14 protein-coding genes are annotated in these 12,428 nt (G+C 62.2%); 13 read left to right on the top strand and 1 reads right to left on the bottom strand.

Annotated elements, in window-relative coordinates:
- Positions 1–317 precede the first annotated feature (317 nt).
- Positions 318–1,238 carry an agmatinase gene (gene speB, locus OWK27_RS15025; protein WP_058608614.1) on the top strand — a complete coding sequence of 307 codons (921 nt, stop codon included), beginning with the start codon at positions 318–320 and terminating at the stop codon, positions 1,236–1,238.
- Between the two features lie 2 nt (positions 1,239–1,240).
- Here the strand turns inward: speB and OWK27_RS15020 are convergent, their stop codons facing one another.
- Positions 1,241–2,452 carry an MFS transporter gene (locus OWK27_RS15020; protein ID WP_267590675.1) on the bottom strand — a complete coding sequence of 404 codons (1,212 nt, stop codon included), beginning with the start codon at positions 2,450–2,452 and terminating at the stop codon, positions 1,241–1,243.
- A 414-nt stretch (positions 2,453–2,866) separates the two neighbouring features.
- On the opposite strand from OWK27_RS15020, the gene OWK27_RS15015 reads away from it, so the two are divergent.
- The 12 genes from OWK27_RS15015 to OWK27_RS14960 all read left to right on the top strand — a co-directional run bounded on the left by OWK27_RS15015 (position 2,867) and on the right by OWK27_RS14960 (position 12,428).
- Complete coding sequence (locus OWK27_RS15015; RefSeq protein WP_003860044.1) at positions 2,867–3,190, top strand: Rieske (2Fe-2S) protein; 324 nt, start codon at positions 2,867–2,869, stop codon at positions 3,188–3,190.
- Positions 3,187–3,495: a recombinase-like helix-turn-helix domain-containing protein gene (locus tag OWK27_RS15010; protein WP_148418524.1), complete on the top strand. Its 309-nt coding sequence runs from the start codon at positions 3,187–3,189 to the stop codon at positions 3,493–3,495. Before OWK27_RS15015 ends, OWK27_RS15010 begins: the two co-directional genes overlap by 4 nt.
- Before the next feature lie 10 nt (positions 3,496–3,505).
- Entirely contained in the window at positions 3,506–4,528 is a 1,023-nt protein-coding gene (locus OWK27_RS15005) for an aromatic ring-hydroxylating oxygenase subunit alpha (protein ID WP_252004197.1), read from the top strand.
- On the top strand, positions 4,528–5,277 hold the full coding sequence (locus OWK27_RS15000; protein ID WP_267590674.1) for an SDR family oxidoreductase: 750 nt from the start codon (positions 4,528–4,530) through the stop codon (positions 5,275–5,277). The genes OWK27_RS15005 and OWK27_RS15000 overlap by 1 nt, the downstream gene beginning before the upstream one ends.
- A gap of 12 nt (positions 5,278–5,289) precedes the next feature.
- Entirely contained in the window at positions 5,290–6,078 is a 789-nt protein-coding gene (locus OWK27_RS14995; RefSeq protein WP_176609522.1) for an IclR family transcriptional regulator, read from the top strand.
- Between the two features lie 78 nt (positions 6,079–6,156).
- Positions 6,157–7,083: a VOC family protein gene (locus tag OWK27_RS14990; RefSeq protein WP_176609523.1), complete on the top strand. Its 927-nt coding sequence runs from the start codon at positions 6,157–6,159 to the stop codon at positions 7,081–7,083.
- Entirely contained in the window at positions 7,080–8,267 is a 1,188-nt protein-coding gene (locus OWK27_RS14985) for an NAD(P)/FAD-dependent oxidoreductase (protein ID WP_267590673.1), read from the top strand. The genes OWK27_RS14990 and OWK27_RS14985 overlap by 4 nt, the downstream gene beginning before the upstream one ends.
- A 25-nt stretch (positions 8,268–8,292) precedes the next feature.
- Positions 8,293–9,549 (top strand): MFS transporter, encoded by a 1,257-nt coding sequence (locus OWK27_RS14980; protein WP_267590672.1) that lies wholly within the window; start codon positions 8,293–8,295, stop codon positions 9,547–9,549.
- A gap of 10 nt (positions 9,550–9,559) precedes the next feature.
- On the top strand, positions 9,560–10,090 hold the full coding sequence (locus OWK27_RS14975) for a cupin domain-containing protein (RefSeq protein WP_148418529.1): 531 nt from the start codon (positions 9,560–9,562) through the stop codon (positions 10,088–10,090).
- Positions 10,091–10,099: 9 nt separating this feature from the next.
- Complete coding sequence (locus tag OWK27_RS14970; RefSeq protein ID WP_267590679.1) at positions 10,100–10,870, top strand: alpha/beta fold hydrolase; 771 nt, start codon at positions 10,100–10,102, stop codon at positions 10,868–10,870.
- Entirely contained in the window at positions 10,854–11,648 is a 795-nt protein-coding gene (locus tag OWK27_RS14965) for an SDR family oxidoreductase (RefSeq protein WP_267590671.1), read from the top strand. The genes OWK27_RS14970 and OWK27_RS14965 overlap by 17 nt, the downstream gene beginning before the upstream one ends.
- A 9-nt stretch (positions 11,649–11,657) precedes the next feature.
- Positions 11,658–12,428: an aspartate dehydrogenase gene (locus tag OWK27_RS14960; protein ID WP_176609526.1), complete on the top strand. Its 771-nt coding sequence runs from the start codon at positions 11,658–11,660 to the stop codon at positions 12,426–12,428.

Genomic DNA, 12,428 nt, shown 5'->3' with positions numbered 1-12,428 from the left:
GTGGTGGTACAGCACGAAAGTGGGGGTGATCGACCTGAAGAAAAAGTCGATCACCATGGGTAAAGGATGTTAAAAAGTGTTCACCATGTCCCCGAACACCTGTCTACCATGTCCCCGGACCGTACAGGGGAGAGGGTTAGGGTGAGGGGCAAAGGCCGCACAATGCCCTATACTCACTTGAACCCGTATGAATTAACGGCGATAATTCGCCCCACTATGCGATTTACAAATCAATCCCTTCCTCGTCGGGTTTAACGACGCGGAGGGGATTTTTTTTCATCTGTTTTTAATGCATCGACTTTAAAAGAGGTCAGGACATGAGCACTTTAGGTCATCAGTACGATAACTCTCTGGTATCTAACGCGTTTGGTTTTTTACGCCTTCCGATGAACTTCCAGCCGTACGACAGCGACGCTGACTGGGTGATCACCGGCGTACCGTTCGACATGGCAACGTCCGGCCGCGCGGGTGGACGCCACGGTCCGGCGGCTATCCGTCAGGTTTCCACTAACCTGGCCTGGGAGCACAACCGCTTCCCGTGGAACTTCGACATGCGCGAGCGCCTGAACGTGGTGGACTGCGGTGACCTGGTGTACGCCTTCGGCGACGCGCGTGAAATGAGCGAAAAGCTGCAGGCCCACGCCGAGAAGCTGCTGGCTGCCGGCAAGCGCATGCTCTCCTTCGGTGGCGACCACTTCGTCACGCTGCCGCTGCTGCGCGCCCACGCGAAGCACTTCGGCAAAATGGCGCTGGTGCACTTTGACGCGCATACCGACACCTACGCGAACGGCTGCGAGTTTGACCACGGCACCATGTTCTTCACCGCGCCGAAAGAAGGCCTGATCGATCCGAACCACTCGGTGCAGATCGGCATCCGCACCGAATTCGACAAAGACAACGGCTTCACCGTGCTGGACGCCTGCCAGGTGAACGATCGCGGCGTCGATGACATCATCGCGCAGGTGAAGCAGATCGTCGGCGATATGCCCGTTTATCTGACCTTTGACATCGACTGCCTGGATCCGGCCTTTGCGCCGGGCACGGGTACGCCGGTGATCGGCGGCCTGACCTCAGATCGCGCCATCAAGCTGGTGCGCGGCCTGAAGGATCTGAACATCGTCGGGATGGACGTGGTAGAAGTGGCTCCGGCCTATGACCAGTCCGAGATCACCGCGCTGGCCGCGGCGACCCTGGCGCTGGAAATGCTCTACATCCAGGCGGCGAAAAAAGGCGAATAAGCCTACGCGCTGAGTGCTGCTGCGCGACGCATGCGCAGCAGCAACATTCCCCCGGCCAGCAGGGTAACAACCTGCGACGCCACCAGCACCGAAAAGCCAGAACTGACCGACCCCACCGAGCTCATCACCATTCCCATCAGCAGTGGAATAAAGGCCGCGCAGATATTGCCGATCCCGTTAATGATGCCGTAGGCGCTGCCCACCGCGTCCCGCGCGGCGTGGTGCTGGATCGTCGCCGGAATGGCCGCGCCCTGAAGCCCCCAGAAGGCGTTAGCCGACAGCATAAACAGCGCCAGCCAGGCGGGCTGATGGCTGAGCATCAGCCCGACTACGGACAGCGCCGTCAGCGCCCCGCCCGCCACAAACAGCACCGGCGCCTGTTCCGGGCGCATTTTATCGAGCAGTACGCCGCCGAGGAACTTAGAGCCGAGGCTCAGCAGGAAAGGCACCGCTGCGAGCATGCCCGTGGCGTGCAGCGAAAAGCGGTGCTCGTCGCGCAGCCACGCGGGCAGCCAGGCGCTGCTTCCCCAGAGATAGCTCAGCGTGGCGATTTCAACCAGCAGGATCCAGCCCAGCAGCGGCGTTTGCCAGGCGAGCGTAAACGTCTCCAGCATCCCGCGTTTTTTCAGCTTCAGCGGGCTATGTGGCGCCGGAAGAAAACGCCAGATCAGGCCACCGCCGAGCGCCAGATTAATCGCCGCCAGCGCATAAAACGATCCGGCCCAGCCCAGATGCGTCATCAGCCAGGTAACCAGCGGAAAGCCCACGGCCAGCCCGAGCGAGACGCCCAGCGCGGTTACGGCGTTGGGCTTGCCTATCTCCTGCGCGGGAAAGTTGTCGCTGATAAAGCGCGTCTTCATTGAAAAGAGCGGTCCTTCGGCAATACCTAAGATGATGCGGGCGATAAGCATCCCCATCAGCGAGCCCAGCAGCGGAGAAATGGCGCAGACCAGGGCCCAAATCACAATGCTGCTTAATAATCCCTGCCGATAATGAAATTTGCTTTCTATAACTGGCGTTAATAATAAAGCCGAAAAGCCATAACCCAGCAGAAAGCAGGTCATCAGCATTCCCTGTAACATTCTGTTTTCATTTAGCTGAAAGTGTTCGGCAAATTCCGGGTTTAAAATCATTACCGAGATATTTACCCTGTCGATGTAGGAAATAATAATGAGAAATAACAGTGCAATTGTGCCTTGCCATCTTGCCGCCATGATGTCTGCCTTATGCGAGCTTAGGTTTATATTTTTAACAGCGTGACTGTCACGGAGATAAAATGATTCACCAGTGAAACTCATTGTTTATAAACAATAAAATTAAATTAAGTTTCACAGGTGAAACCGTTATCGCTTCAGCCTTTTTATTTTTAAGGAGCAAAAAGAAAAGAAGTCAATATCTGTTTCTTTAAAATTACAGCCATCGATTAATCGTATCCTTTCACGCGGCAATAATGAAAATTTCATATCGCTGCATTTTTTCGTGATCCTTTGCACACTTAGTTAATTAATTCCCGTTTGATTAACAAATTCTTCACATTGGCGCTTGACGAAACATTCATCGCTTTTATATTGACCGTATTAAATAAGAAACAGAGTTTCATATATGAAACAAAAGCCTGGAGGATCGTGATGAGCTGGATAGGCGTATGTGACGCAGAACAAGTGCAGGAAGATTTCCCTTTTAGCGGCAACGTCGACGGTAAAGAGATCGGCGTTTATTTGATTGACGGTGAATATTACGCGCTGGAAGACGTATGCCCGCACGCTTATGCCCTGCTGAGCCAGGGCTTTGTGGAAGACGGCAAGGTGGAATGCCCGCTGCATGAAGCGGTGTTCGACGTGAAAACCGGCCAGTGCCTTCACGGCCCCGGCGGCCGCAACCTTAACCGCTACCCGGTTCGGGTCTTTGAAAACCAGATTCAGATTACCTTCGTCGAGGAGACCGTGGCATGAGCGACACCCTGAACTACAACCCCGCGCTGCCGGAAAGCCGTCAGTTTACCCCACCGGCAGAGGGCGGTAACGGTGCCATTCATAAGCCGGGTGATTACTCGAATCTGATCTGGCAGACCCGCAGCCGCGAGCCGGAAAGCTGGGAGATGAACCTGATTGCGACGCTGGAAGATCTCTTCGAGCAGGGCGTTGAAACCTTACCGGAGCTGGTCAACGGGCTGAACGCGGTGCGCATGCACGACCAGCAGGGCGAGCCGTGGAGCGACGCCAGCTTCCAGGCATTCTTACAGGTTAACGGCTACTGAGGGCAACGCGATGACGACTACCGTACAAAACTATCTCGATAAAGGCCTGCGCGGCCTCTGGTATCCGGTGCTGGCGAGCTGGGAAGTACAGTCTGCGCCGGTGGGCATTACCCGCCTGGGCGAGCAGATTGTGGTCTGGCGCAATAAGGACGGCCAGGTACAGGCGCTGGAGGACCGCTGTCCGCACCGCGGCGCGCGCCTGTCGATGGGCTGGAACCTCGGTGACCGCATCGCCTGCTGGTATCACGGCGTGGAGGTGGCGGGCAACGGCGAGGTGAAGGACGTGCCCGCCGTGGACAAATGTCCGCTGGTCGGCCAGCAGTGCGTGCGCAGCTATAACGTGCAGGAGGCGCACGGCGCCATTTTCCTGTGGTTCGGCGTCACCGCTGACCAGCAGCCGGACGAGCTGATCTTCCCGGATGAGCTTGCCGATACGGACAGCTTCAGCAACTTCCTCTGCACCGCCGCGTGGAAATGCAATTACCAGTACGCGCTGGAAAACGTGATGGACCCGATGCACGGCACCTATCTGCACTCCTCCTCGCACTCGATGGCGGAAGGGGATCGCAAGGCCGACATGGTGCTCCAGCCGACGAAAACCGGCTTTATTTTCGAGAAGAAAGGGCAGAGCGGCATCAACTTTGACTGGGTGGAGCTGGGCAACAGCGGCGCCTGCTGGATGCGGCTCTCCATTCCCTATAAGAAGCGTTTCGGACCGGGCGGTCACTTCTTCATCGTTGGCATGGTGGTGCCGGAAGATAACGACAACTGCCGCGTCTTCTTCTGGCGCATCCGCCGCGTGCAGGGCTGGCAGCGCGACATGTGGCGCTTCATGTACCGCAACCGCCTGGAAAAGCTGCACTGGGAGGTGCTGGAGCAGGACCGCGTGGTGCTGGAAAGCCTGGCGCCAAACGCCCGCGACCATGAATACCTTTACCAGCACGACGTCGGCCTCTCTCGCCTGCGCCGCATGATGCAAAAGGCCGCCAAAGAGCAGCTGGCGATGCGTGAAGAACAGCAGGGAGCCGCCTGATGAACGGGCTGCTGAGCGGCAAGCGCATCGTCGTGACCGGCGCCGCGCGCGGGCTGGGCTATCACTTTGCCAGAGCCTGCGCGGAGCAGGGCGCCGCGGTGGTGATGTGCGACATCCTGGAAGGCGAACTGGCCGAAAGCGCCCACCGGCTGAGCGGGCAGGGTTATGCGATCGAATCGCACGTTATCGATCTGGCCGATCCGCGCTCCATTGAACGGGTGTTCAGCACCGTTGGCGAGCAGGGGCACATTGACGGCCTGGTGAACAACGCGGCGATGGCGACGGGCGTGGGCGGTAAAAACATGCTCGATTACGATCCTGACCTGTGGGACCGCGTGATGAACGTGAACGTCAAAGGCACCTGGCTGGTGACGCGCGCCGCCGTGCCGCTGCTGCGCGAAGGGGCGGGCATTGTGAACGTGGCGTCCGATACCGCGCTGTGGGGCGCGCCGCGCCTGATGGCCTACGTCGCCAGCAAAGGCGCCGTGATTGCCATGACCCGCTCAATGGCGCGCGAGCTGGGTGAAAAGCGTATCCGAATCAACGCTATCGCGCCGGGGCTGACCCGCGTCGAGGCCACCGAATATGTGCCCGCTGAACGGCATCAGCTCTACGAAAACGGCCGGGCGCTAGCGGGCGCGCAGCAGCCGGAAGACGTGACCGGCAGCGTGGTCTGGCTGTTAAGCGATCTGTCGCGGTTCATCACCGGACAGCTGATCCCGGTCAACGGCGGTTTTGTCTTTAACTAAGGTAGGGCGACGATGGCAGACGATCGGGAAGTGAAGTATCTGGTGCCGGGGCTGGAGCGCGGTTTACAGCTGCTGCTGGCCTTTGGCGAGCAGCATCGCGATTTGACCTTTGCCGAGCTGCACCGGTTGGTGGATATGCCGAAGGCCACCGCGTACCGCGTGGTGCAGACCCTGGAGTATATGGGCTTTCTGGAGCGCAACGCGCGCACCAATACCTTTTCGCTGGGCATGAACGTGCTGCGTCTGGGCTTTGAGTACATCGCCTCGCTGGACGTGGCGCAGGTGGGTCAGCCGGTGATCGAGCAGCTTCGGGACGTGAGCCAGTGCAGCAGCCATCTGGCGATCCGCGACGGGCGCGACATCATCTACATCGCCCGCGTCAGCGCCGCCGGGTCGCGCATCAACCAGGTCAGCATTGGCACCCGCCTGCCGGTGCACTGCACCTCGCTCGGCCGCATGCTGCTGACCGATCTTTCCCGCGCCGATTTCGAACAGCTGTTCCCGCACGAGCGCCTGCCGGGCAACGTGCCGGGGCAGCTTCACGACCGCGAAGCCCTGTGGCAGATGGTGCAGCAGGACAAAGCCCGCGGGTACGTGATTGGCGAATCCTTCTTCCGCCACGGCATCTCCTCCATCGTCTACCCGGTGTATGACCGGAGCCATCGCGTGACGGCGGTCGTCAGCATTCTGGTGCCGTCGGAGGAGATCCCGCAGGCCGACCGCGAGCGGCTGCAAAACGAGGTTCGCCTTGCGGCGGATAAAATTTCTGGCTTCTTAGGCTACCTGTCACAGGCCAGTTAAATCAGTGAGTTAACGCCAGGCGCTTCGCTGCGTCGGGCATGTTTTACGCCCAATTTGGGCCAGATGAGGCAACGAACGATGAGTGTAACCGGAATTGAAAAGCTGGAATTTGGCGTGGAAGACCTGACGCACTGCGCCAAATTTATGCGTGATTTTGGCCTGACGGGCGATGCCAGCGGCCAGCGTTTTACCACCCTGAGCGGCGCGCGCGTGGAGCTTAACCCGATCGACAGCCCCGACCTGCCTCCCGCGTTTGAGGCGGGTAACACCCTGCGCCGCATGACCTGGGCGGTTGCCGCCCGGTCAGATCTGGACGCGCTGCGCCCGAAGCTTGCGCAGCAGCCCGGCTTTCGCGAAGTGGGCGACGCGCTGGAGTGCCTCGACCCGAACGGCATGACGCTGCGCGTGCAGGTCAGCCAGCAGACCGACGTGGAGCTGAACGTTGAGCCGATCAACCAGTGGGGCGACGCTCGCCGTATCGACACCCCCAGCCCGGTTTACGATCGCGCCCAGCCGATCAACGTAGGGCACGTGGTGTTCTTCGTGGAGGAGCTGGCGGCGGTGGAGAAATTTTACCGCGAGGTGCTCGGCTTCCAGGTCTCGGACCGCTACATCAACCGCGCCGTGTTCCTGCGCTGCGGCGCGCGCGGCGGGCATCACAACCTCTTTTTGCTACAGCTTCCACACCGCAAGCGTGGCCTGAACCACGTGGCCTTCACCGTGCGCGACATCCACGAGGTGATCGGCGGCGGGATTGCGATGAACAAAAATGAATGGAGCACCTTCATCGGGCCGGGCCGCCATCCGGTGTCCTCAGCCTACTTCTGGTACGTCAACAGCCCGACCGGCGGGGCGTTTGAGTATTACACCAACGACGATTACCTGACGGAAAACTGGCAGCCGCGCGAGCTGGAGCATTCGCTGGTCTCCTTTACCGAGTGGGCGGTGGAGGGCGGCATTGACCACGACACGCGCCGCCAGCAGAAAAAGCCGGAGGCGGTATGACGTCGCGCATTGTCATTATCGGCGGTGGCCAGGCGGGCGGCTGGGCGGCGAAAACCCTGCGCGACGAGGGCTTCGACGGCGAGATCTGCGTGGTGGCGGAAGAGGAATGGGATTTCTACGAGCGTCCGCCCCTGTCGAAAGCGTCTCTGCTGGAGCCGGACGCGGCGCTCCCGCGGCTGTTTACCGACGAGGCGCAGCGGGCGCTGAACCTGACCTGGTACCGCCCGCTTCGCGCGGAGCAGATCGACCGCGAGGCGAAAACGGTGCGCTTGAGCAGCGGCGAACACCTTAGTTACAACATCCTTTTAATTGCCACCGGGGGGCGGGCGCGCCTGCCGGGCGAGGCGTGGGCTGCGCATCCGCAGGTCTATACCCTGCGCCACTGGCAGGACGCGCAGCGTCTGAAAAGCCGTCTGGCGGAGAGCCGCACCCTGGCTATCGTTGGCGGCGGCTGGATCGGTCTTGAGATTGCCGCTTCCGCGCGCAGGAGCGGCGTGGCGGTCACGCTGTTCGAGCAGCAGCCCGCCCTGTGCATGCGCTCGGTGAGCTGCGAGGTGTCGCAGCGCCTGGCGGCTATCCACCGCGAGCAGGGCGTGGATATCCGCACCGGCTGCGGCGCGCTGGAGCTGGAGGACGACAACGGTCTGCCGGTCATCCACTGCGACGGCAGGCGCGAAACCTTTGACGCGGCGGTGGTAGGCATCGGCGTCGATCTTAACCTGGAGCTGGCGCGCGACGCGGGGCTGAAAACCGGGCGCGGGATCGTGGTGGATGCGCAGGGGCGCACCTCGGATCCGCACATCTTTGCCGCCGGGGACGTGGCGCAGCATCACCGCTACGGCCTGTGCATCCAGTCCTGGGCCTTCGCCCAGAACCAGGCGGTGGCGACGGCGAAGGCGATGCTGAACCCCGATGCGCCAGGCTACGACGATGCGCCGTGGCTGTGGTCGGATCAATACCAGCACAATATCCAGATCCTCGGCATTCCGCAGCCGGGCGGGAAAACGCTGGTGCGCGAAGACGCGCTGTTCTTCTCGCTGGACGAAAACGGGCGGCTGACGCAGCTGGTGGCGTTTAACGACGCGCGCACCGTCAAGCTGGCGAAGCGCTGGATGGCGGCGGGGCGCGATCTGTCCGACGTGCCGCTCGCCGACCCGGCTTTTTCACTGATGTCACTGCGATAGCTAACCCGCACCCGTAGGGGGAGACATGACCACATTAGAGACCAACACCGCACCCGCTGAGGCGAGCGGTGAGGGAACCCGCACGCCCGTAAAAGCGGTGCGCTGGGCCATCCCGCTGTCGCTGCTGGCCTGCGTGCTGCTGGCGTTTTTCGACAAAATCAGCATCGCGGCGCTGTTTTCCGACGGCCATTTCCAGCAGGCGATGGGCATCGATTTTGACACCACGCGCCTCGGCATTCTGATGAGCGCCTTCCTGCTGAGCTACGGCTTTTCGTCGGTCTTCCTCAGCGGGCTGGGGGACAAAATCGCCCCGCTGCGCCTGCTTACCGGAATGATGGTGGTGTGGTGCGTGCTGATGGTGGCGATGGGCTTTACCCATAACTACACGCTAATGATCGTCCTGCGCATCCTGCTGGGCGTGGCGGAAGGGCCGCTGTTCCCGCTTGCCTTCGCCATCGTGCGCCACAACTTCCCGCAGCATCTGCAGGCGCGCGCCACCATGCTGTGGCTGCTGGGCACGCCGGTCGGCGCGGCGATAGGCTTCCCGCTCTCCCTCTGGCTGCTGAACACCTTCGGCTGGCAGAGCACCTTCTTCGTGATGGCGATGCTTACCCTGCCGGTGCTGATCTTCGTGCGCGTTGGCCTGCGCGGGATCCGGCTGGAGGCCAAACCCGGCACGTCGCAGGCGTCCCGCGAGGAGCGGCGAGCGGCGCGGCGCGAGCTGTTCGTCAGCCCGCACTTCTGGATCATCTGCATCTTTAACATCGCCTTCCTGACCTACCTGTGGGGCATTAACGGCTGGCTGCCGGGCTATCTGATCAAGGGCAAAGGCATTCACCTGGAGCACGCGGGCTGGCTGTCGTCGATGCCGTTCATCGCCATGCTGGCGGGCGAAGTGATTGGCGCGTGGCTCTCTGACCGGGTCGATAAGCGCGCGGCGGCCTGCTTTATCTCGATGGCGGGGGCGGCGGTAGGACTGGCGGCGGTGATGCACCTCGACACCCCGCTTACCATCATCGCGGCGATGAGCTTCAGCACCTTTATGTGGGGCACCGGCGCACCCAACATTTTCGCCCTGCTGGCGAAGGCCACCCATCCCCGGGTGAGCGCCACGGCGGGGGGGATTTTCAACGGGCTGGGAAACTTTGCGGGCGCGCTGTCGCCGGCGGTGATGGGCGCGCTTATCGCCTTCACCCACAGCATGGATTCCGGGCTGATTTTTCTGGCGGTGATGGCGGCGGTGGGCTGCGTCCTGTTACTGCCGCTGCTGAGACGTTACTGAGGAGAGTGTCATGACTGATTCAACCGTAACCAACACTTCAGGCATCAAACCTGACCACCTGACGATGGAAGAGTGGGTCGAGTCGCGCATCGCGCGCTTCGAGGGCCGCAAATACGACTGGAACGCCCTGAAGTTCCAGGCCGATTTTGACCCGAAATACCGCCGGGCGCAGATGCGCTACATCGGCACCGGGGCAACGGGCGTGGCGAACGACACCAACACCGTGCAGGCGGACCATTTTACCTTCTCCACCATGGTGCTGCCGTCGAAGTGCGAAGGGCCGCTGCACCTGCACGACGACGTGGAAGAGGTGTTCTTCATGCTTAAGGGGCAGATCACGCTGATGATCCAGGACGGCGAGAACTACACCGAAACCGTGCTGCGCGAGCGCGATCTCATCTCCGTTCCGCCGGGGATCTATCGCGGGCTGTTCAACCATGGGGAAGAAGAGGCGCTGATGTGCGTCATGCTGGGTACCAACAGGCCGGAAATCCCGACCTATCCGGCCGACCATCCGCTTTCCAAAGTGAAGCGGAACTAAGGGGGCATGATGACGGGTTTTCGTGAACAGGGAAGCGGTGTTCCGCTGGTGCTGCTGCACGGGATCAGCTCTGGCGCGGCCTCCTGGCACAAGCAGATGGCGCTGAACGGATTTCGCGTGCTGGCGTGGGACATGCCCGGTTATGGCGAAAGCCCGATGCTGGCGGTGGAGCGCGCGAACGCGGGGGATTATGCCGACGCGCTGGCATTGATGCTCGACCGCGCGGGCATCTGGCGGGCGGTGCTGGTGGGCCATTCGCTGGGGGCGCTGGTTGCCAGCGCCTTTGCCGCGAAATTCCCGGAGCGCGTTATCCATCTGGTGCTGGCGGACGCCGCACAGGGGTACGGCAATGCCGCGCCGGAGCAGCGCGAGCAGGTCTGGCGCAGCCGCGAGCAGCAGATGGCGCCTGGCGGCGACATCCTCGCCCAGACCCGCGCCGCGATGCTGCTGCGCCCCGGCGCGCGCGCGGAAGATATCGCCACCGTCGCGGCGGGCATGCGCACGCTTCGCGCCGAAGGCTACCTTGCCGCCGCGTGGATGCTGGCGCATGACGACATCCACGCCTGGCTGAAGGGCTATTCAGGCAGCTTTGAAGTGTGGTGCGGCGAGCAGGACGCGATCACGCAGCCCGAGCTGGTGCAGGGGCTGGCGCTGCGCTACGGCATGCCGTTTATCGCCATTCCGCAGGCCGGACACGCCAGCTATCTCGATAACGACGCGTTTTTTAACCAACAGCTTTTACGCATTAACGAAGAGGTGCGCGATGAATGCACAAATTGACGGGCGCGTGGCGGTCGTCACCGGCGGATCTTCCGGCATTGGCTTTGAAACGCTGCGCCGGCTGCTGGGCGAGAGGGCCAGAGTGGCCTTCTGCGGCCGCGACCCGGATCGCCTCGCCAGCGCCCACGCGACGCTGCAAAACGAATACCCCGACGGGGAGGTTTTCTCTTACCGCTGCGACGTGCTGAACGCCGACGAGGTGCAGGCCTTCGCGGATGCGGTTCAGGCGCGCTTTGGCGCGGCGGACATGCTGATCAACAACGCCGGGCAGGGCTACGTGGCGCACTTCCACGACACCCCGCGCGAGGCGTGGCTGCACGAGGCCGAACTCAAGCTGTTTGGCGTAATCAACCCGGTGCAGGCGTTTCAGCCGCTGCTGGAGCGGTCCGACATCGCCTCCATTACCTGCGTCAACTCCCTGCTGGCGCTGCAGCCGGAGGAGCACATGATTGCCACCTCTGCCGCGCGCGCCGCGCTGCTGAACATGACGCTGACGCTCTCGAAAGAGCTGGTGGGCAAGGGCATCCGCGTCAACTCCATTCTGCTCGGCATGGTGGAGTCGGGGCAGTGGCAGCGCCGCTTTGAAAGCCGGACGGACAAAAGCCAGAGCTGGCCGGAGTGGACGGCGGACATCGCGCGCAGGCGAGGCATTCCGATGGCGCGCCTCGGAAGGCCGCAGGAGCCCGCGCAGGCGCTGCTGTTCCTCGCCTCGCCGCTGGCCTCGTTTACCACCGGTGCCGCGCTGGACGTTTCCGGCGGCTTTTGCCGCCATCTGTAAGGACGCATCATGAAAAAGATCATGTTAATCGGGTTTGGCGCCATGGCGCAGGCGGTGATCGAACGCCTGCCCGCGGGCGTGGCTATCGGCTGGATTGTGGCGCGTGAAGCCCATCACGCGGCCATTCGCGCGCGGTTCGGCGAGGCGGTAACGGCGCTGGCCTCGCCGATGGATTGCGCGCAAACCCCCGACCTGGTGCTGGAGTGCGCCAGCCAGCAGGCGGTGGCCCAGTACGGCGAAGAGATTCTGCGCCGCGGCTGGCATCTGGCGGTGATTTCCACCGGCGCGCTGGCGGACAGCGCGCTGGAGCAGCGCCTGCTCGCCGCGGGCGGCAGGCTGACCCTGCTCTCCGGCGCGGTAGCCGGTATCGACGGGCTGGCGGCGGCAAAGGAGGGCGGGCTGGAGCGCGTGACCTACCGGTCTCGCAAAAGCCCGGCCAGCTGGCGCGGCAGCTACGCCGAGCAGCTTATCGATCTCAATTCAGTATCAGCTGCGCAGGTCTTTTTTGAAGGCAGCGCCCGGGAGGCGGCGCGACTGTTCCCGGCCAACGCCAACGTAGCGGCGACCGTGGCGCTCGGCGGCGTGGGAATGGACGACACACGCGTGCAGCTGATGGTCGATCCGGCAACGACGCGCAACACCCACACGCTGCACGTCGAAGGCGCGTTTGGCGAATTCCATCTGGAGCTGAGCGGCCTGCCGCTTGCCTCTAATCCCAAAACCTCCACCCTGGCGGCACTGAGCGCGGTCCGCGCCTGCCGCGAGCTGGCCCTGAGCTGA

It is taken from the genome of Enterobacter cloacae complex sp. 2022EL-00788 (genome assembly GCF_026627565.1).
Taxonomy (GTDB): Bacteria; Pseudomonadota; Gammaproteobacteria; order Enterobacterales; family Enterobacteriaceae; genus Enterobacter; species Enterobacter pasteurii.
Note: the sequence above shows the minus strand (reverse complement) of the source record. Positions and strands in the feature narration are given on the sequence as shown.

Coding starts and splice junctions, on each gene's coding strand:
- speB (WP_058608614.1), top strand. CDS start 318: ATGAGCACTTTAGGTCATCAGTACGATAACTCTCTGGTATCTAACGCG.
- OWK27_RS15020 (WP_267590675.1), bottom strand. CDS start 2,452: ATGGCGGCAAGATGGCAAGGCACAATTGCACTGTTATTTCTCATTATT.
- OWK27_RS15015 (WP_003860044.1), top strand. CDS start 2,867: ATGAGCTGGATAGGCGTATGTGACGCAGAACAAGTGCAGGAAGATTTC.
- OWK27_RS15010 (WP_148418524.1), top strand. CDS start 3,187: ATGAGCGACACCCTGAACTACAACCCCGCGCTGCCGGAAAGCCGTCAG.
- OWK27_RS15005 (WP_252004197.1), top strand. CDS start 3,506: ATGACGACTACCGTACAAAACTATCTCGATAAAGGCCTGCGCGGCCTC.
- OWK27_RS15000 (WP_267590674.1), top strand. CDS start 4,528: ATGAACGGGCTGCTGAGCGGCAAGCGCATCGTCGTGACCGGCGCCGCG.
- OWK27_RS14995 (WP_176609522.1), top strand. CDS start 5,290: ATGGCAGACGATCGGGAAGTGAAGTATCTGGTGCCGGGGCTGGAGCGC.
- OWK27_RS14990 (WP_176609523.1), top strand. CDS start 6,157: ATGAGTGTAACCGGAATTGAAAAGCTGGAATTTGGCGTGGAAGACCTG.
- OWK27_RS14985 (WP_267590673.1), top strand. CDS start 7,080: ATGACGTCGCGCATTGTCATTATCGGCGGTGGCCAGGCGGGCGGCTGG.
- OWK27_RS14980 (WP_267590672.1), top strand. CDS start 8,293: ATGACCACATTAGAGACCAACACCGCACCCGCTGAGGCGAGCGGTGAG.
- OWK27_RS14975 (WP_148418529.1), top strand. CDS start 9,560: ATGACTGATTCAACCGTAACCAACACTTCAGGCATCAAACCTGACCAC.
- OWK27_RS14970 (WP_267590679.1), top strand. CDS start 10,100: ATGACGGGTTTTCGTGAACAGGGAAGCGGTGTTCCGCTGGTGCTGCTG.
- OWK27_RS14965 (WP_267590671.1), top strand. CDS start 10,854: ATGAATGCACAAATTGACGGGCGCGTGGCGGTCGTCACCGGCGGATCT.
- OWK27_RS14960 (WP_176609526.1), top strand. CDS start 11,658: ATGAAAAAGATCATGTTAATCGGGTTTGGCGCCATGGCGCAGGCGGTG.